19 protein-coding genes are annotated in these 18,789 nt (G+C 66.7%); 12 read left to right on the top strand and 7 right to left on the bottom strand.

From position 1 onward, the window contains the following. Nucleotides 1-62 precede the first annotated feature (62 nt). Nucleotides 63-3,089 carry a TonB-dependent receptor gene (locus FHS96_RS20465; RefSeq protein WP_429596056.1) on the top strand — a complete coding sequence of 1,009 codons (3,027 nt, stop codon included), beginning with the start codon at nucleotides 63-65 and terminating at the stop codon, nucleotides 3,087-3,089. A gap of 19 nt (nucleotides 3,090-3,108) precedes the next feature. Continuing rightward, a complete protein-coding gene (locus FHS96_RS20460; protein WP_429596053.1) occupies nucleotides 3,109-4,398 on the top strand; it encodes an FG-GAP repeat domain-containing protein in 1,290 nt (429 codons plus the stop codon). Between the two features lie 52 nt (nucleotides 4,399-4,450). On the opposite strand, the gene FHS96_RS20455 is transcribed toward FHS96_RS20460, so the two are convergent. From FHS96_RS20455 to FHS96_RS20445, 3 genes are read right to left on the bottom strand one after another with little or no spacing between them, the layout of a single operon-like run. Continuing rightward, a complete protein-coding gene (locus FHS96_RS20455; protein ID WP_429596050.1) occupies nucleotides 4,451-5,782 on the bottom strand; it encodes a tetratricopeptide repeat protein in 1,332 nt (443 codons plus the stop codon). A gap of 60 nt (nucleotides 5,783-5,842) precedes the next feature. Continuing rightward, the gene (locus FHS96_RS20450) at nucleotides 5,843-6,409 is read right to left on the bottom strand and encodes an OsmC family protein (protein WP_429596047.1); all 567 of its coding nucleotides are present in this window, start codon (nucleotides 6,407-6,409) and stop codon (nucleotides 5,843-5,845) included. Between the two features lie 23 nt (nucleotides 6,410-6,432). Further along, nucleotides 6,433-7,344, bottom strand: coding sequence for a diiron oxygenase (locus tag FHS96_RS20445; protein ID WP_429596044.1), 912 nt, complete (start codon nucleotides 7,342-7,344; stop codon nucleotides 6,433-6,435). On the opposite strand from FHS96_RS20445, the gene FHS96_RS20440 reads away from it, so the two are divergent. The 4 genes from FHS96_RS20440 to FHS96_RS20425 all read left to right on the top strand — a co-directional run bounded on the left by FHS96_RS20440 (nucleotide 7,343) and on the right by FHS96_RS20425 (nucleotide 9,903). Further along, entirely contained in the window at nucleotides 7,343-7,561 is a 219-nt protein-coding gene (locus FHS96_RS20440; protein ID WP_429596041.1) for a hypothetical protein, read from the top strand. The genes FHS96_RS20445 and FHS96_RS20440 overlap by 2 nt on opposite strands. A 109-nt stretch (nucleotides 7,562-7,670) precedes the next feature. Next, nucleotides 7,671-9,227 (top strand): bifunctional AfsR/SARP family transcriptional regulator/alpha/beta hydrolase, encoded by a 1,557-nt coding sequence (locus tag FHS96_RS20435; RefSeq protein ID WP_429596039.1) that lies wholly within the window; start codon nucleotides 7,671-7,673, stop codon nucleotides 9,225-9,227. 59 nt (nucleotides 9,228-9,286) lie between these two features. Further along, the gene (locus tag FHS96_RS20430; RefSeq protein WP_429596036.1) at nucleotides 9,287-9,520 is read left to right on the top strand and encodes a type II toxin-antitoxin system Phd/YefM family antitoxin; all 234 of its coding nucleotides are present in this window, start codon (nucleotides 9,287-9,289) and stop codon (nucleotides 9,518-9,520) included. Next, nucleotides 9,517-9,903: a type II toxin-antitoxin system VapC family toxin gene (locus tag FHS96_RS20425; protein ID WP_429596033.1), complete on the top strand. Its 387-nt coding sequence runs from the start codon at nucleotides 9,517-9,519 to the stop codon at nucleotides 9,901-9,903. Before FHS96_RS20430 ends, FHS96_RS20425 begins: the two co-directional genes overlap by 4 nt. A 31-nt stretch (nucleotides 9,904-9,934) precedes the next feature. Here the strand turns inward: FHS96_RS20425 and FHS96_RS20420 are convergent, their stop codons facing one another. Then, nucleotides 9,935-10,678 carry a MauE/DoxX family redox-associated membrane protein gene (locus FHS96_RS20420; RefSeq protein WP_429596030.1) on the bottom strand — a complete coding sequence of 248 codons (744 nt, stop codon included), beginning with the start codon at nucleotides 10,676-10,678 and terminating at the stop codon, nucleotides 9,935-9,937. A gap of 101 nt (nucleotides 10,679-10,779) precedes the next feature. Here FHS96_RS20420 and FHS96_RS20415 point away from each other — a divergent pair, with 101 nt between their 5' ends. The 5 genes from FHS96_RS20415 (at nucleotide 10,780) to FHS96_RS20395 (ending at nucleotide 13,902) form a co-directional block, all read left to right on the top strand. Next, nucleotides 10,780-11,202, top strand: coding sequence for a MerR family transcriptional regulator (locus tag FHS96_RS20415; protein WP_429596027.1), 423 nt, complete (start codon nucleotides 10,780-10,782; stop codon nucleotides 11,200-11,202). A 58-nt stretch (nucleotides 11,203-11,260) separates the two neighbouring features. Then, complete coding sequence (locus FHS96_RS20410) at nucleotides 11,261-12,109, top strand: GDSL-type esterase/lipase family protein (RefSeq protein WP_429596024.1); 849 nt, start codon at nucleotides 11,261-11,263, stop codon at nucleotides 12,107-12,109. 89 nt (nucleotides 12,110-12,198) lie between these two features. Then, a complete protein-coding gene (locus tag FHS96_RS20405; RefSeq protein ID WP_429596021.1) occupies nucleotides 12,199-12,654 on the top strand; it encodes an SgcJ/EcaC family oxidoreductase in 456 nt (151 codons plus the stop codon). Nucleotides 12,655-12,679: 25 nt separating this feature from the next. Beyond that, nucleotides 12,680-13,363: a hypothetical protein gene (locus tag FHS96_RS20400; protein ID WP_429596018.1), complete on the top strand. Its 684-nt coding sequence runs from the start codon at nucleotides 12,680-12,682 to the stop codon at nucleotides 13,361-13,363. Then, on the top strand, nucleotides 13,360-13,902 hold the full coding sequence (locus FHS96_RS20395; protein WP_429596015.1) for a demethoxyubiquinone hydroxylase family protein: 543 nt from the start codon (nucleotides 13,360-13,362) through the stop codon (nucleotides 13,900-13,902). The genes FHS96_RS20400 and FHS96_RS20395 overlap by 4 nt, the downstream gene beginning before the upstream one ends. A 13-nt stretch (nucleotides 13,903-13,915) precedes the next feature. On the opposite strand, the gene FHS96_RS20390 is transcribed toward FHS96_RS20395, so the two are convergent. Then, a complete protein-coding gene (locus tag FHS96_RS20390) occupies nucleotides 13,916-14,320 on the bottom strand; it encodes a MerC domain-containing protein (RefSeq protein WP_429596012.1) in 405 nt (134 codons plus the stop codon). A gap of 208 nt (nucleotides 14,321-14,528) precedes the next feature. On the opposite strand from FHS96_RS20390, the gene FHS96_RS20385 reads away from it, so the two are divergent. Further along, a complete protein-coding gene (locus FHS96_RS20385) occupies nucleotides 14,529-14,897 on the top strand; it encodes a VOC family protein (protein WP_429596009.1) in 369 nt (122 codons plus the stop codon). Nucleotides 14,898-14,904: 7 nt separating this feature from the next. Here the strand turns inward: FHS96_RS20385 and FHS96_RS20380 are convergent, their stop codons facing one another. Both FHS96_RS20380 and bamA read right to left on the bottom strand, forming a co-directional pair. Then, nucleotides 14,905-15,573, bottom strand: coding sequence for a hypothetical protein (locus FHS96_RS20380; RefSeq protein WP_429596006.1), 669 nt, complete (start codon nucleotides 15,571-15,573; stop codon nucleotides 14,905-14,907). A gap of 458 nt (nucleotides 15,574-16,031) precedes the next feature. Beyond that, nucleotides 16,032-18,722: an outer membrane protein assembly factor BamA gene (gene bamA, locus FHS96_RS20375; protein ID WP_429596004.1), complete on the bottom strand. Its 2,691-nt coding sequence runs from the start codon at nucleotides 18,720-18,722 to the stop codon at nucleotides 16,032-16,034. Between the last annotated feature and the right edge of the window lie 67 nt (nucleotides 18,723-18,789).

Genomic DNA, 18,789 nt, shown 5'->3' with positions numbered 1-18,789 from the left:
GCTGACGGAAAATCACGACCTCTCCCGTCCTTGTCCTTGAAACCAACAAGCGGGGACTGTTCATGAATTCGCGATATTATCGTGCGACCGCGGCAATTGTCGCAGTCGCAGCCGCTATCGGCTTGCCTGCCGCCGCGCAGGCGCAGGTGCGTGCGTTCGATGTGGCGGCGCAGGGCGCGGCCTCGGGCGTGAAGGAACTGGCGCGGCAGGCGGGCATCCAGATCATCGCCGCCGGCCGCGACGTCGAGGGGCGCCAGACCAATGCGGTCAAGGGCCGGCTCGAAACCCGCGCCGCGCTGGAAGCGCTGATCGCCGATACCGGCCTCACCATCCGCTCGTTCGACGGCCGCACCGCGATCCTCGCCGGCGAAGCGCGCAACGACGACAGCGCGCTGGTCGTCACCGGATCGCGCATCGTCCGCGACGGCTATGAGGCGCCGACGCCGACAACGGTGCTTGGCCAGCTTGAGATCGAACGCTCCGCGCAGATCAACATCGCCGAGCAGATCAACCGTCTGCCCGCGCTCGCCGGCAGCAACAATCCGCGCAACACCGCCAGCAACATCAGCGGCGGCTTCATGGGCATTTCAACGCTCAACCTGCGCAACCTCGGGCCGACCCGCACGCTCGTGCTGTTCGACAGCCAGCGGCTGCCCGCCGCCTCGCTCAACGGCTTCGTCGATGCCAATTCGATCCCCAGCGCGCTGGTCAAGCGTGTCGACATCGTCACCGGCGGCGCCTCCGCCGCCTGGGGCTCGGATGCGGTGGCCGGCGTCGTCAACTTCGTGCTCGACAAGGATTTCACGGGCGTGAAGGGCAATGTCCAGGGTGGCATCACCACCTATGGCGACGATGCCAACTACAAGGTCTCGCTGAGCGCGGGCAGCGACTTCGCGGGTGGCCGCGGCCACATCCTCGTCAGCGGCGAGCATTGGTTCAGCGAGGGCATCGATGGCATGCCGCGTGACTGGTATCGCGGCCGCAAGACACTGTTCAACCCGAACTACACCGCCACCAACGGCCAGCCCGAATATCTGGTGCGCGACGGCGTCGGCTACAGCACGGTCGCGCCCGGCGCGATCGTCACCACCGGCCCGCTGCGCGGCCTCTATTTCGGCCCCGGCGGCACCCCCGCGCAGCTCAATTTCGGCTCGGTGGTCAACAATCCCTTCATGGTCGGCGGCGACTGGCGCTACACCGATTTCGGCAACGGCCCGCAGGATCTCGACCCTGAAGTCTCGCACAAGAGCGCCTTCGCGCGGCTGAGCTATGAAGTGCTCGATAATGTCGAGCTGTTCGGCGAATTCTCCTATGTCGAGGCGCGGACCAAGACGACCGGCACGCCGATGTTCAATTTCGGCGGGCTGATCATCCAGCGCGACAATGCCTTCCTGCCCGAAGAGGTGCGCCAGCGGATGGCTGCGCTGGGCGAAACCTCGCTCAACGTCGGGAGCTGGAACGCGGCGATCGGCGGCATCGTCACCGAGACGCGGCACGATCTCTATCGCTATGCGGTGGGCGCGGAAGGCAGCACAGACCTGTTCGGCACCGACTGGAAGTGGATCGTTCGCGCGAACCGCAACATCAGCAAATTCTTCAACGGCACCAATGTGCCGATCACCGCCAATTATCGCGCGGCGATCGACGCAGTGCGGTCGCCCAGCGGCGCGATCGTCTGCCGTTCCACGCTGACCAACCCGAACAATGGCTGCGTGCCGCTCAACATCCTCGGCACCGGCGTCGCGTCGGACGCGGCGCTCGACTATGTCCTCGGCCATTCCTACCTCAACGCCAAGATCACGCAGGACGTGATTTCGGCCACGGTGCGCGGCGAGCCGCTCTCCACCTGGGCGGGGCCGGTGTCGCTGGCGTTCGGTGCCGAGCATCGCCGGGAGAAGGAAGAGGGTGAGAGCGACGCGATGTCGCTGGGGAACAGCTATTGGGCGGGCAATTACAAGCCGATCCACGGCAGCTTCACCGTCAACGAGGCGTTCCTCGAACTGGTCGTGCCGCTGGCGGCGGAAACGCGCTTCGCCGATGCGCTCGACCTCAACGCCGCGGTGCGCGCGACCGACTACAGCACCTCGGGCTATGTCACGACGTGGAAGCTCGGCCTCACCTATGCGCCGATCCCGGACATCAAATTCCGCGTCACCCGTTCGCGCGACATCCGCGCCGGCAACCTCTCCGAACTCTTCCTCGCCGGGCAGACCAACACGACGACATTGGTCGATCCGTTCAACAACAACCAGGCCTATACCGTCTTCCAGACCACGGTCGGCAACCCGATCGTCGATCCGGAAAAGGCGGACACGCTCAACCTCGGCGCGATCTTCCAGCCGCGCTTCCTGCCGGGCTTTTCCGCCTCGGTCGATTATTTCGACATCGGCGTGAAGGGGGCGATCGCCACCTTGTCGTCCAGCACGATCATCAACCAGTGCTTTCAGGGCAATGCCTCGCTGTGCGACCTGATCGAGCGGGACGCCAACGGCTTCATGACCGAGATCTTCCTGCGCCCGATCAATCTCAGCCGCCAGACCGTGCGCGGGCTCGACTTCGAGGCGGGCTATCGCGTGCCGCTGTCGTCGATCGCGGGCGGGCTGGGCGACGGCAGCCTTGCGATCCGCGGCCTCGCGACGCGCTATCTCGAAGCCAGCGTCGACAATGGCATCAACCCGCCGACCTCCAGCCTCGGCGACAATAATGGCGTGCCGAAGTGGCGCTACCTGGGCGAGATCGTGCTGGAGAAGGGGCCGCTTTCCGCCTCGGTCACCGGCCGCGGTTTCAGCGATGGCGTGCTTTCGACCAGCTTCATCGAATGCAGCAGCAACTGCCCGACCTCGACCAGCCTCAACCGCACGATCGACAACAATCATGTCGACGGCGCCTTCTATATCGACCTTTCCGCCAGCGTCGCGCTGACCGATCAGGTCAAGCTCTATGCCGCGGTAGACAATGTCGCGAACAAGGCGCCGGCGCCCTATGCCCCCGCGGGCACCGGCATCGGCAGCGCGCAGATCGGCATCTCGCAGACCTATTATGACGTGATCGGCCGCTCGTTCCGCGCCGGCGTGCGCTTCCAGTTCTGATCGGCGGGAGGAAAGACGCATGACCTTCGGGACCATCGCCGCCGGCCTGCTGGCGATGCTCGCCGGCCTCGCCGCCACGGTCACGCCGGCAGGGGAGGACGGGCGGTGGTCCCGCTGGAACGCACAAAATGCTGCGCAGCATGCGGTGATGCTGCCGGTCTGCACCGGGCCTTACCAGATCTCCTCGGGCGACGTGAATGGAGACGGCCTGCCCGACCTGATCATCCCGTGTCGCGGCGAATTGCTGTCGCCCAGACTGGCGCGGCCGGCGAACGACCAGCTCACCATCTATCTCAATCCGGGGCGGGAGGGGGCGTGGGTGCGGCGCGACTTCCCCGTCGGCTTCGGCCCCTATCATTCGGCGATCGGCGATCTCGACGGCGATGGCCGGGCGGATGTGGTCGTGCCCAATTACCAGTCCAATGACGGGCGCGACCTTGCGATCCTCTATGGCGCGAAGGATCGCGCGGCGCTGTTCGAACCGACGCGGTTCATCCGCTTTCCGGATGATGGGCTGGTCAATGAATATGGCCTCGATGACAAGGGCGAGCCGCGCTACCCCACGCCCGGCCTGACCTCGGCGATCATCGCGGATGTGAATGGTGACGGGCGGCCGGACATCGTGACGGTCTCCTACCAGTCCAACCTGTTCTTCGTGCTGATCAACGATGGCGGTCGTCGCTTCCGGCAGGTCCGCTACCCGCAGCAGGCCGCACCCTATGACCAGCTCCTCGGCGGCCCGCGTGACATCGCGCCCGCCGACTTCGACGGCGACGGCGTGCTCGACCTCGCTTTCTCGATGTATGAATCCAACCTCGTCGAGGTCTGGAAGGGCGACGGCAAGGGCGGCTTCGCACCGTGGCGGCGTTCGCCCTCGTTCGGCCGCATCCCCTATCATCTGAAGGCCGGCGATCTGGACGGCGACGGCCGCGCCGACATCATCGTCGGCAACCGCAGCACCAGCGACAATGTCGTCGTGCTACGCAACGACGCGGACCGCTTCACCTTCGACGGCTCCTTCACCGCGCAGACCGCGAAGCGCGGCGAGGTGACCGCCGACGAGATCCGCGACGTCTATCTCGCCGATCTCGACGGCGATGGCGTGCCCGATCTGGTCGCGGCGGCGCGGGAATCGGGCAAGCTGGTGTTTTGGCGCGGCACGGGCAAGCGCGGCTTCAACCAGGCCTTCACCGATCGCCGCGTCGCCGAATTCCTGGGCAAGGGCCCCCGCGGCATCGCGGTGCTGCCGGGGGCGGTGGCGGTGATCTTCTACAACAGCAACCAGGTGGGCATCGTGCCGACGCCGTAGTAGGCAGAAGTTGAGTATTGTCTCCCCGAAACTTGAGGGTGCCGGACTGCCCTCACGCCGCCGCGCGGATTTTGTCGTTGGCCAGTGCGACCAGCCGCCGCGCCCACACGCTTTCCGGCTTGTGGGTGATCCGTTCATGCGCCAGCGCCCGGGCGGTGCCGGTCATGCCGCCGACGAGAGCGGCGTGGAACGCCGTGAGGGTCAGCACGTCGCGCTGGGCGTGTGAGCCGCCAAAGCGCTGGGCGGAGCCGCGGACCGCGAGGATGGCCTCGACAGCGGCGGCGTGGCGGCCTTCGACATGGTCGACGAAGGCGCCGGCCAGCGGCAGGCCGACGCGGGCGGCCATCACCGCATTGTCGCCGCAGCCGCCCGCCGCGCGCGCGACGTTGGCGAGCAGCCCCGCCGCCTCGATACGCCGCCCGGCGCCGAGCAACGCCATCAACGCGTGGAGATCGTTGAACGCATAGATGCGCTGGTCGAGCGCGCGCAGCCAGCAATCCGCCAGCGGCTCGAAACGGTCCCCCACATCCACGCCCTCCAGCCGCAGCCGCCACAGCAGCGCCGACGCGTCGATCCATTCGAGCATCACGTCGGCTGAGGGATCGGGGCGGACCTTGCGGTCATAGAGCGCCAGCACGGCGTCATGATCGCCGCGATCGAGGTGGAGCAGCGCGAGGTGCCACCAATTATGGTAGGCGAAGCCGTTGATCTGGGCGAGCGCCTCGGGCTGGTCGGTCAGCCAGGCGATGCCCTCCGCGGTTTGGCCGAGCATCTCGTGGACATGCGCCACCGCATGCACCGCCCAGCCATCGCGCGGGTCAAGGTCCACGGCGCGGCGGCCCATCGCCTCGGCGCCGGCATAGTCGCCGCATTCTTCCAACCCGAACGCCGCCATGCCGAGCAGCGAGTGGTACGCCGGATCCCGCTCGTCCCACGCGCGCAGCGCCTGCAGCGGTGCGTCGCGCAGGTCGGTGGCGCGGCCAAGGTAGAAATGGCCGACATGCGCGGTCTGCAGCGCGAGCAGGTCGCGCGGTGCCTCGCGTGCGATCGCGGTGAAGCCGGCGACCGCGGCGCCGACGCGCCCGGCCGCCCAGTCGGTGCAGGCGGCCAGCATCGAACGATCGCGCGCGCTCGCGGCCACGGCCAGCCCCTCGGCGATCGAGCGCCGCGCCTCGGGCAGATAGGCTGCGTCCTGCTGCTGCACGAGCACCGCCGCGCGTGCCGCCCACGCCGCGGCGAAGCGCGGATCCTCGGCCAGCGCCGCGTCGAGCGCCGCGATCGGATCGCCATGATAGAGGCGGATCAGCTCCAGCGCCTCGTCATAGCGCGCCAGCGCAGTGGCGGACGGGGTGGAGACGGGGTTGCCGTAACGGTCGGTCTTCATGCTGTGCTCCGTGGAGAAATCTTCTCCCCGGCGCGCAGCGTCGGGGAGGTCAATGACAAGTCAAACAATCTCCAGCCGGCCGTTCATACAGATCGGCTGGTTCAGATTGAAGAAGTTCGGGGAAGTCTTCATCACCGCCTGGTGGATCGCCTCGAACTGTTCGGGCGCGCCGTCGCCGCCGATGCGAACGGTATAATCGAGCTGGCGATAGCCCGGAGGCACGCTCTCATCGAGGCCGAGGAAGCCGCGCAGGTCGAGCTGGCCGTGCGTTTCGATCTCCATCGTGTCGAGCGTGATGCCGTGGATCGCCGCCTGCGCGACATAGCCCACCGTCATGCAGGCGTTGAGCGCGGTCATCAGCAATTCCTGCGGATTGGGGGCGCTGTTGCCGCCGAGGAGTTCGGCGGGTTCGTCCGCCGCCACCTTGAAGCGGCGCGCCACTGCCTCGCCGCCCAGTTCGAAGCCCTCGATCACCGTCTCGCTGCGTGTCTGCCCGGTCCAGCGCGTCTTCACGCGGAAGCGAACGATCGCCTTTTCAGGATCGGCCTGGATCTGTTGCACCATCGCGCCGATGGCGGGAACGTCGATGCCGTTGATCGGGCGGGTAGCAATCATCTGGTCGGTCATGTGCGTCATCCTTTTTTGGGCGGTCAGAAGAAGGCGGGGGTGATGGCTTCGAGCCGGTCGAGCGCGGCCTGCGAAAGGCCGCCCACCGTCGCGCGGAAGCGGGGATGGATCATGCCGGATCCGAGGAAGGTGAAGCGCGCGGCCTGGTGCTGCTGGTCGAGCAGCGTGGCGCGTTCGTCCGCCGGCAGCGTGCGGCCGATGCGCTGCTCCAGCGCGTCGAGGTTGAACGCCGCCTGCTGGCGAAGGCCGCCATCGAGATAGGCGCCGATCGCCAGATAGCCCTCGAACGCCGCCATGATGCCCGCCGCGTCGCGGCCCTCGGCCAGTGCCTCGACCATCAAAGTGTCGAGCCGCGCGTGCTGTGCCTCCTCCATCCAGTGATGCTTGAGCAGGCTCTTGAACAGCGGATCGATCGCGCCGTCGTCGCGGACGCTTTCCACATAATGCGCCTGCGTCATCCATTCGATCTGGAGGATGGCGAGCGCGACCGCGAGCGGATCATGCGCGAGGATCTCGGCGGCGATCGCCTCGGCCGGGCCGATCATGCCGCAATCCTGCCCGAAGCCGGCGCGGAACAGCGCATGGAAGCGCTTGAAAAGATGGATATGCTTGGCTTCCTCGCCAGCGAACTGCAGCAGCGCGCGCACGCGCAGATCGTCGCCGTTCAGTTGCGGGCGGGCATGATCGAGCACGAAGGGCAGGATGAATTCCTCCACCAGCCCGAACAGGCACAGATAATCATGGCCGCGGATATGGTTGAGCGTCAGCCGCTCGGCATCGGAGAGGAAAGGCGCCCAGGCGGTGCGGGCAAACAGGCCCGGCAGGAACGGGCGGGTGAAATCGAGCGCGGCGCCGGCCGGCAGCACGTCCTCGATCGTCCAGGCGGCGCGCTGCGAGGATGCGAGCACGGCGCCATAGGTGAAATCATGGTACATGAAACACTCCCTGACTATTCTGGTCCGGTTCTTCGGAAAGGCGCACCGCGCTGCTCAGGCGAGCGGCGCGGTGGTGACGGCGGGGAGCGTGGCACTGGCCAACGCGATGGTGCTGCAGAACAGCGCCAGCGCGGAGGTTGCGACCATACGCAGCCACGTTCTTGACGTGCGGTCCATGGAGGTTTCCTTCGATGTTCCGGCCGTGATTGGCCGATGAACAGCCTCTGCGCCCGGCTCATGGGAAGCAGCGTTGGAATCGGCGTTGAAATTGTCGTGACGGTCGCGTTCTGGTAGTTTCACACGATCCGCGGAAACGGGGGCGGGGCATGAAACTCCAACTGCTGGGGCCGATGGCGCTCGCCCGCGACGGGCAGGCGGTGGCGCTGCCCGCGTCGAAGAAGACGCGCGCCTTGCTCGGCTATCTCGCCGCTGCCGGGCGCTCGGCGCGGCGCGACCGGCTGTGCGCCTTGTTCTGGGACGTGCCGGACGATCCGCGCGGCGCGCTGCGCTGGAGTCTCTCGAAGCTGCGCCCGCTGGTCGACGACGAAGCCGGCTGCCGGCTGATCGCCGATCGCGACACGGTGGCGCTGGATTGCGCGCGGATGGACGTGGATTGGGTGCGGCTGCGCGCCGTCGGCAGCGCCGACGTCCGCAAGCTCGATACGCCGGTGCTCGTCGCGGCGGCTGCGCTGCAGGGTGAATTCATGGAGGGGCTGGACCTGCCGCGCTGCGACACTTTCCAGGCATGGCTGGTCGCGATGCGCGAGGATGTGCGGCGCTGGCAGCTCGCGATCCTGCGCGAACTCGTCTCACGCCCGCTCGATGCCGACGACGCGCTTGAGCTTGCGCGACGCTGGGCGGTACTCGATCCCTATGACGCGCTTGCGCGCACCGCCTTGATCGGGCTGCTCGAAAAGACCGGCCGCCGGAACGAGGCGGAGCAGCAGCGCGCCTTGGGCATCGCCCGGCTGCGCGAAGCCGACCTGCCCATCCCCGCCGCGTTGCGTGGCAGCGGCGGCGCGGCGGAGGAACAGGCTGTCGCGCTGCCGCCGCAGCAGATCCGCTTTTGCACCGCCAGTGACGGCACCGGCCTCGCCTATTCGGTGGTGGGGGAGGGGCCGCCGCTGGTGAAGACCGCCAATTGGCTCAACCATCTCGACCATGACTGGAACAGTCCGGTGTGGCGGCACTGGATCCGCCACTTCGTCGCCTATCGCCGGCTGATCCGCTATGACGAGCGCGGCAACGGCCTGTCCGACTGGAACGCGCCGGACATCTCGTTCGAAGCGTTCGTCGACGATCTCGAAAGCGTGGTGGACGCCGCGGGGCTGGAGCGATTCGACCTGCTCGGCATCTCGCAGGGCTGCAGTGTTGCCATCGCCTATGCCGTCCGCCACCCCGAACGCGTTCGCAAGCTCGTGCTCTATGGCGGCTATGCCGCCGGCTGGCGCAAGCGCGCCTCGGCGGAGGAGATCGAGAAGCGCGAGGCGATGCTGACCTTGACCCGGCAGGGCTGGGGCCAAAACAATCCCGCCTTCCGCCAGATGTTCACCACCTTGTTCTTTCCCGACGCCAGCGCGGCGGAGGCGGAATGGTTCAACGAGCTGCAGCGGCTCTCTACCTCGGCGGACAATGCCGTGCGCCTGCAGCTCGCCTTCGCCGACATCGACGTGCGCAACCTGCTGTCGCAGGTGACGGTGCCGACATTGGTGCTGCACGCCCGGCACGATGCGGTGATCCCCTTCATGTCGGGCCGCTCGCTGGCGGCGGGGATCGCGGGGGCCGAGTTCGTCCAGCTCGAAAGCAACAATCATCTGATCCTGGAACAGGAACCGGCTTGGCCGCGCGCGATGGAGGTGATCCGGGGTTTTCTGGGGGAATGAGGTGCCGGCGTTGAAGGTTGATCGACGCTTAGCTATATACTTAGCTAAAGGAGGCGCGGATGGCGCAATTCTCGGTTCATGATGCCAAGACGAATCTTTCGAAGCTGATTGCCACCGCGCTGGCCGGCGAGGAGGTCATCATCGCGCGCGGCAGCGTTCCGGCGGTGCGCCTTGTCCCTGTGAAGCCACTCGGTCGGCGCCAGTTCGGCGCTCTCAAGGGCAAGATCGCGATGGACGACCGCTTTAACGAACCGCTGCCGGACGATGAACTGGAAGGCTGGAATTTCGATTGAAGCTGCTGCTCGACACGCATGCACTGATCTGGTGGCTGAACGGAGACGAGGCGCTCAGCCACCGGGCGCGTGAAGCCATCGCTGATGAAGCCAATGAAGTCGCAGTGAGCGCAGCTTCCGCGATGGAGGTTGCGACGAAATTCCGTATCGGCAAGCTGCCCGATGCCGCCTTGCTGGCCACGGATTTCGAAGCCGTAATCGCGTCTCAGGGCTTTGCCGAACTTGCGATCACGGTTCGTCATGCACGAGCGGCCGGCGAGATGAAGATCGCGCACAAGGATCCGTTCGATCGCTTCCTGATCGCGCAAGCGCAGGCTGAAGATATGATGCTTGTTTCGAACGAGGCGCTTTTTGACGATTTCACCGTTCAGCGGCTTTGGTGAGATGGCCTCCAGGCCGATCGAACCGCGGCCCTCAATGCCCTAGCGCCATCCACGCCGCCATCGCGATCATCATCAGATTCTCGGTCAATGACAGCGCCCCCAGCGGCACGTTGCTCGACCCGCCGACGCAGGCGCATTTCAATTCGCGCCGGTCGATGTAAACCGCCTTCACCACCGAGACCGCGCCGACCGTGCCGATGAACAAAGCCACCGGGATCGAAACCCAGTTCAGCGCGCCGGCCACCATCAGCACGCCCGCAAGCCCCTCCGCGAAGGGGTAGATATAGGAATAGGGCACCCAGCGCTTTGCCAGCAGGTCGTAGTTCAGGAACATCGTCGCGAAGCTCTCGACATTCTGCAGCTTGAGCAGCGCGAGCACGACCATCGAGAAGCCGATGAACCATTCCGCCGCGCGCATCGCGAGGATCTCGCCCGAGGCCGCGTAGCTCGCCGCCAGCGCCATCAGCGCGGTCATCGCGAACAAGGCGGCGACGGGGCGGTAACTGGTCGCCTTGGGGTCGGCCACGCGCTTGCCGAGGAAGCGGCGGAGATCGTCATGCCCGCCGATGCGCCGGCCGTCGATGAAGATTTGCGGCGTTGTCGCCACGTGGTGCGCGGCCTTGAACGCGTCGGTCTCGGCGCGGCTGGTCAGCCTGTGATCCTCGACGGCATAGCCGGCGCTGCGCAGCAGATGCCTGGCCTTCAGCCCATAGGGGCAGGTGTGCGTCGGCATTTCCATGCGATACAGTTCGGCGCGCTTCGCGACGCTGGCCATGATCAGTCTCCATCAAGCGAACGCCACCCAGATGGGGGCCGTACTGCGGTACGGTTCAAGGGGTGGTTGTCATGTGTCGACGCCTTCCTAGCTTCCGTACCATGATACGGAGTCAAGAGCCGGTCGCACTGACCATCGGCGCCTTCGCCGCGGCGGGCTGCGTGGGGGTGGAAACGGTGCGTTTCTACCAGCGCAAGGGGCTGTTGGGGGTGCCGGACGGGAGCGGATCGGTGCGCCGCTACGGCATGGAGGATGTGCGTCGGCTGCGCTTCATCCGGCAGGCGCAGGCGGCGGGGTTCACCTTGGCGGAGATCGGCGAACTGCTTGAACTCGATGCCGGCGAGGATCGTGCTCGGGCGCACGCGCTGGCTCAGGCGCGGGTGGCGGCGCTCGACCTGCGCATCGCCGAACTGCAGCAGGCGCGTGACGCGCTCGCTCGGCTGGCCGATCGCTGCGGGCAGGGCGGCGCCGGGCCCTGCCCGATCCTCGCCTCGTTCGAGGGGCATGCGCCGTCCGACGCCTGATTGGCGCCCCATCCTCGCCGTGCCAGAAGGCGGCGACAACAGGTGGAGAGCGGATGTGATGAAGGCAATCTGTGCGGCGATAACCGCGATGCTGACGGCAGCACCGCTTGCTGCCCAGCCGGGCGAACGCTTCGGGCTGTTTGCCGATCCCTGCGCCGAACTCCCCCCGCAGCCCGCGATCGTCGCCGCCTATTCGGCCCGCGCTGCGCAAGCGCGGGCGGCCAAGACGGCGATTCCGCCGCGCACCGGACAGGAAGAGACGGCGTTCCGGGAGTGGCAGAAGCAGGTCCGTCTCGCCGATTTCGCGGGCCTGTGCCGCTACCGCGCGGAGAATGCGAAGTTGCCGGCAGCCACGGCCGCGCGTGTCGTGTTCATGGGTGATTCGATCACCGAGGGCTGGCTGCGCGAGCGGCCATCATGGTTCGCGAACAAGAATAGGGTCGATCGTGGCATCAGCGGCCAGACGACGGCGCAGATGCTGCTGCGCTTCCAGGCGGACGTGATCGCGCTCAAGCCGAAGCTGGTTCACATCCTCGCCGGCACCAACGATGTCGCCGGCAATACCGGGCCGACCAGCCAGGCCGATATCCGCAATAACATCACCGCGATGGTTGATCTTGCGGAGGCCAACAAGATCCGCGTCGTGATCGGCACGGTGCTGCCGGCGCGGCATTATTTCTGGCGACCGGAGGTCGATCCGGTGCGCGGCATCGCCGATCTGAACGCGTGGATCCGCACCCTCGCGCAGGCGCGCAAACTGACGTTGATCGATTATTTCGCGGCGATGGACGATGGCCGCGGCGGCCTCTCCACAGCGGACGCAACCGACGGCGTTCACCCCACCCCGGCGGGCTATGCGAAGATGGAGGCGCTCGCCGCGCCGGCGATCGAGCGAGCGGGCGACTAGACGATCCGTGCGCGGAAAGCCGTGCGCACCGTCGCGCCGACGCATGGAATTTGGTACGCGGTGTCGACGAGATCAATCGAGGTGATGGCATGCGGCGCTGGAGTCTTGCCTTGCTCTTCCTCTGGCTGCTGCCTGTACCCGCGCTGGCACAGGTGGCGTCTCCGGATGCGGTTGCGCCCGCCTTCGTCGCGGCGTGGAACGCGCATGACGCTGCTGCCTTCGAGCGGCTTTATTCCGAGGATGCGACATGGGTGCCGGTGGCGGAGGAGCGTACGCAGGGCAGGGATGCCATTGTGCGGGAATTCGCCAGCATCCATGGTTCCGGCGGCTGGGCATCGCGCAGCATGATCGCGCTCAAGGGCACGCCCGAGATCCATCGGCTGCGGCGCGACGTGGTCACCCTGTTCTTCCACATGGATTTCATCCGCGATGGCAAGCCGGTGCCCGGGCTGCAGCGCGCATTGATATTGGTCGCGACCTCCGATCGCGATGGCTGGCGCATCGCGGCGGGGCAACTGACCAAGGAGTCGGTTCCTGCCAATTGACCGTTCAAACCGCTCTCGCATCGCGTTGATCCTGCCGGCACTGGCGCTGGCCGCCTGCACCGAGGCGCCGAAGGATGCGGCGGTCTACACCCGTCCCCTTGCCCACTGGCGCACCACCGGCATCGCCGCTCAGACGCGCCCGCTGCCCGATGGCCGCACCTTGAGCTGGCCCGATGCCGATGCGCTGCTGTGCGGCGCCACGTCGAGCCAGGGGCCGATCTGGAGCAGTTGCTCACTGCGCTTCCTTCGCACCGACGGGCGGCTGATCGGCTTCGACATCGGCTATCATCCGCGCGCAGCGTCGGCCACCTTCGATCTGGAGCCGAACAGCTATGAGGGCGCTTTCCGCATCGCTCGCGGCCATCCCGACCAATGGCCGGAGCAGCCCGACATCGCCTATACTGCAGGCGACAAGTCCTATGCGGGCCCTGTGCGCGGGCGGCTGGCCGGCACGGTTGACGGCCATCGCTACTGGGTCGGCTGCTGGCGCTACACCGATGGCTACCCCTTTCCCTATGGCTGCATCCTGGCGATCGACCAGGGGCGGAATGGATCCTCCTACACCGATTTCGAGACGATCGAGCCGCCGGGCGGTGGCAGCTACCGGCTGGATCGGACGAAGATCGAGCGGCTGGTGCGGATGCACGTTGCGATCCGCAATGCGTTCGAGGAACCGCCGCCTGCCGCAGCCGGCGGAGAGCGCCGATGACGGTCGCGGCATGCCTAGCGCCCGGGGAAGTGCTGGGCGATCGGGTGATGAAGGTGGATCATGCCGGAGAGCATGGCGCGGTCTGCGCCTATCGTGCGCAGCGCTGGATGGCGCGATGGCGCGCGCCCGGCCTGGTCGCCGAGATCGACGCCTTCATCGCTCACGAACGCAGCCATCGCGCGGCGTTCGGCGGCGAGTTAACGCGCCGCGGGCGCCCGCGCTGCCGCAGTTTCCTATTGTGTGGGGCCGGCGGGTTCGTACTCGGTGCGCTGACCGGGCTGACCGGCCGGCAGGCGATCGCCGCCACCACGGTCGCGATCGAGCGCGTCGTGCTGCGGCATATGGAAGCGCAGATCGAGGCGCTGGCGGGACGGGACGATGAGGCTGTCACCCTGCTGCGCACGATCATCCGCGACGAACGGGCGCATCATGATGCCTCACTTGACCATCTGGGCGGCAGCAAGGTTTGGCGCGCGCTGATCGAACCGATCGTCGCAGTATCGACTGAAGCCGTGATCTGGCTCGGTATGCGGCTCTGAGCGGGCGCGCGGTTCACACCGCCCGCGCCCGCAGCCGCCAGTTGAGCAGATGCCCCGCGACCAGCAGCAGGCTGCCTGCGACCGTCACCCAGCGCTGACCGTCCTCGGGCAGCAGCGGCAGCAGGCCGAGCACCAGCCCGGCGACGCCGGCGACGCCGAACAAGGCGGGCAGCGGCGCGCGGTGGCGGCGGTGGCCGAGCCAGAAGGCGGCGAGCGCGGAGGGGACGACGAGCAGCAGTGCCACCGCGTGGAACGCCTCCGACTGCGCGAACAGGCCGATCGCCCCGGGCAACACCATCAGCATCAGCGGCAACGCCAGGCAGTGGACGAGGCACAGCAGCGAGGCCGAGACGGCGGCACCTTCGACGAGATCGGTGCGCCGGTCGGCGGCGACCGGGCGGCTTTGGGCGTGCGGCATGAGCGGGGAAACGTCCTGCGGTTATGATACAAAATATCATTTAGGTTGCGGAGGCATCAGCGGAAGAGACGCCATGAAAAATTACGATGATCGCAGCCGTCGCAGCACCGCCATGGCGATATCTCCATCGCCATCCATCTCGCGCATTTCATCATTGGTTGGTGGTATGTGTCGCGCTATGCGCAGTCGAAAGCAGGGGAGAGTGATGATGTTGAGCTACGCTACGATCGGCTCCAACGATCTTGAAAAGTCGATTCCCTTCTTTTCGGCGCTGCTTGAGACGCAGGGCGCTGCGAAGATTTTCGACCATCCGCGCGGTGGCGCGATGTTCGGCAAGGATGGCAAGCTGCTGCTCGGCGTGCTCACCCCGTTCGATCGCGCCGCGGCGAGCGCGGGCAACGGCGCGATGGTCGCGTTCGAGATGCCCAGCCGCGAGGCGGTCGACTCGTTCCACGCCAAGGCGATCGAACTCGGCGGCACCTGCGAGGGTGCACCGGGAGAGCGTGGCGCGGGCTTTTACATGGCCTATTTCCGCGATCTCGACGGCAACAAGTTCTGCGCCTGCCGCTTCGGCTGAGCGCGCGTCACCCCGCCACCGCCTGCGCGTCGGCAGGGTAGCGCCGCCACGTGCCGGCGGCGAGCATCGCATCGAACGCGGTAACGCCGAAGCGCGCGCGCAGCAGGGTTTCGACCGGGGTGATGAAACCGGCGGCGGCGCCCACGATCAGCACGGGGGCGCCATCGTCACACCGTGCCGCGAGGTGGTGCGCGATGTCGACGCGGGCGGCCTGCGGGTCGATCGTGCGGATGCGCGCGACGCGGCGGCGCGGCAGATCCTCGCCCAGCACGCGCTGGAGAAGAACGGGATCGACGGTCGTCGCGATCGCGGGCGACGGCAGCCCGCGACCGGCGCGGTCACGCAGGATCGCCCGCAGGCTGGCGAGACCGTCCAGATCGCAGGCGATGGTGAGCGCGGGGTCGGTGATGCGCGGCGGCGCAACGTCGGCGATGCGGAGATCGGCATCGCCGCTGCCGAGCAGGTGGCGCATCACCGTGGCGACCGCAGGGCTTTGCTGCGCAGGGCGGTGGACGAGGATCAGGTCGAGCGCGCCGTCCGCTGCGATCGAGGCGATTGGCAAGCGAATGGTGGGGCGGGGCGGGCCGCTCCAGGCGAAGCCGGATGGGAGTAGGGCTGCCGCGACATGCGGCGCGACGAGGACGCCGCCGGCGATGGGGAGGGTGATGGGAGCCAAGTCCCCCTCCCGCCTGCGAGCGATGCAGCCGGGTGAGGCCGGGATTGTCCCCGGCAATCCCTCAGTCATGCCGGGGGCATGACTGACCTCGCCCGGCTGTATCGCTGGGTTAGGGGAGGGCCTGTCCATTGAAGGCACCGAATCCTGACACGCCCTCCCCCGGCCCCTCCCGCGAGCGGGAGGGGGGAGGAACGTGATCTCCACCATTGCGCCCGCTTTCCACTGCAGCAGGCTCGCCTCGGGTGGGGTGAAGCGCAGCGCGCAGACCAGCGCGTCGGCCGTCCGCTCAAGGATGATGCGGTGTTCCAGCCGCCAGCGGTGGAAGCGGCGATCGTCGAAGCGGAGGTGGATGTGGGCATCGGCGAAGGGCGGGCGGATCGGGCTGTAGTGGGTCATGCCCCGTTGCTCGCCCGTCCGTCTTTCGCACTGATTGCCGGATGTGTCTCCGACTTTGCCGGTCAGAACTGCGTGCCGATGTTGAAGGTGAACAGCCGCGTATCATCGCCCTTCTGCTTGAGCAGCGCCTTGGCGATGTCGATGCGGAACGGGCCGAACGGGGAGTTCCAGTTGACGCCGAAACCCACCGACAGGCGCGGCTTCCAGCTGTTCCCGAGAAACTCTTCATAGAAGGGCGAGATGGTGTTGCGCGCCGCCGCGTTGGCGACATCGCCCACGCAGGTGCTGGAGACGAGCTGGCCGGCGGCACAGGTGGTGTAGCTGCCGGCGTTCACCTGGCCCGTCGGGATCGTATAGAGCAACTGCCCGGCCGAGTTGGTGAGCTGGCCGATGTCGCGTGCGTCGGGGGTGCCGTCGCCGTCGAGGTCGGGGAAGGTCTCCAATGTCGGCGTCTTCACGCCGAACACCGAACCGACCACCGCGAAGATCGACGGGCGCAGGCCGAGCTCGCGCGCGCCTGAACCGAGCGGGATCTCGATCTCCGCGCGGCCGAGATAATAATAGCGGCCGCCTAGCGAATCATCGCTGCTGTTGGACGAGACAAGATCGGTGGGATCGGTGGTCGAGGTGTCATAGGCGCGGCGGATCACGCGCGGGCCGATGCCGCGAATGTCGAAGCCGGGGAATTGCGGCTGGCCGAGGAAGAAGCGGTCGGTCAGTCTCACCGGATCGCTGTCCGCGCTGCTGCTGGTCTGCAGCGGGATGATCGCGCCGCCCTCCGCCTTCAGCGATCCGATGAAGCCGGCGCCGATATCGGTATAGGTCGCCGCCTCCGCCCGGGTCTTGAGGTAGCGCACCGATCCGCCGAGGCCGGCGAAATCCTGGCTCAGCACGGCCCGCTGGCCGCCGGTCGGGCGAACGCGGTTGTTCAGCGTGTCGTAGACGAGGCTGTAGCCGATCGAGGAGGTCGTGCGATTGCCCACCGCGTCGCACAGATAGCGACCGGCAAGGAGCGGGCTGCATTCACCGTTGATATAATAGCTGTTCTTGTTGAGGCTGACATCGTCGATGCTGAACGTATAGCGTGCCGCCAGCGAGACGAATTCGGTGATCGGCACGCCCGCGCGCAACTGGAAGCCGGTCGAGACCTGCTGGTAGGTCGTGTTGCGGTCATTATCGTTGATATAGTTGAACGAGCTATAGTCGCGGCGGAAGATGTCGCCGCCGACCGCGATCGTCTTGTCGAACAGATAGGGTTCGGTGAAGCCCAACTCGACCGACTTGGAATAGCTGGAAAGGCTGGCGCTCGCGCGCAGTTCCTGCCCCTTGCCGCGGAAGTTGCGCTGGCGGATCGAGGCGGAGGCGATGAAGGATTCGAGTGACGAGAAGCCCGCGGAAAGCTGGAGTTCGCCGGTCGACTTTTCCTCGACATTGGTTTCGAGGATGACGCGGTCGGGCGCCGAGCCCTGCTTCTGTTCGACCTGCAGATTTTCCTGGAAGAAGCCGAGCGACTTGATGCGGTCGGTCGAGCGCTTGACCAGGAAGCTGTTGAACGCGTCTCCCTCCGCCAGACGGAATTCGCGGCGGACCACCTTGTCCTGCGTCAGCGTGTTGCCGTTGATGTCGATCCGTTCGACATAGACGCGCGGCGCCTCGCCGATGCGGAAAATGATGTCCATCGTCAACGCGTCCTTGTCGCGATTGAACTCGGGGGACACCTCGGCAAAGGCATAGCCGAACAGGCCGGCGCTTTCGGTCAAGGATTCGACCGTGTCCTCGACCATCTTGGCGTTGTACCAGTCGCCCTTCTTCATCGAGACCTTGCCGACATTGCCCGGCTTGAAGTCCCGGATGTCGCTCTCGACCTTCACGCCGCCGAATTTGTAGCGCCGCCCTTCCTCGACGACATAGGTGATGATGAAGTCACGCTTGTCAGGCGTGAGTTCGGCGACCGCGGAAACGACGCGGAAATCGGCATAGCCTTGGGTCAGGTAAAATTGCCGCAACTTCGCCTGGTCATAGGCGAGGCGATCGGGATCATAGCTGTTCGACGAGGAGAAGAAGCGGAAGAAGCGCGACTGCTTGGTCGCCATCTCCGAGCGCAGTTCACCGTCGTTGAACGCCTCGTTGCCGATGATGTTGATCTGGCGGACCTTGGACTTCTGCCCCTCGGTGATCTCGAAGATGATGTCGACGCGGTTCTGGTCGAGCGAGACCATCTTGGGCTCGACGGTCGCGGCGAAACGCCCCTGGCGGCGATAGAGTTCGATGATGCGGGCGACATCCGCACGGACCTTGGAGCGGGTGAAGATCTGCCGCGCGGCGAGGCGGATCTCCGGCCGGATCTTGTCTTCCTTGAGGCGCTTGTTGCCCTCGATGACGATGCGGTTGATGACCGGGCTCTCGCGGACGGCGATGATGATGTCGCCGGTGTCGCCGCCGGTGATCCGCACGTCGGCAAACAGCTCGGTCGCGAACAGATCCTTCAGCGCCTGGTCGAGCGTTTCGGTGGTATAGGACGCGCCGGGGCGAAGCTGGATGTAGGAACGGATGGTTTCCGCCTCCAGCCGCTGGTTGCCGGTGACGTTGATCGACTTGATCTCGCCCAGCGATTTGGCCGGCGCGGGTGATGATGCCGGCGCGATGGGTGCCGGTACTGCCTGGGGCGGTGCGGCCGGCGTGTCGGCCGCCTGTGCTGCGGCGGACCGCGGGGCGCCAACGAAGGCGGCACTGACGCACAGGGCGAGCGCCATGTCGCTGCGCCAGAGCGGGCGGAGACGGGGAATCGAAATGACGGGGGGCATGCGCGCAGGATGTCGC

This window comes from Sphingomonas zeicaulis (assembly GCF_050433225.1).
Classification (GTDB): Bacteria; Pseudomonadota; Alphaproteobacteria; order Sphingomonadales; family Sphingomonadaceae; genus Sphingomonas_D; species Sphingomonas_D zeicaulis.
Note: the sequence above shows the minus strand (reverse complement) of the source record. Positions and strands in the feature narration are given on the sequence as shown.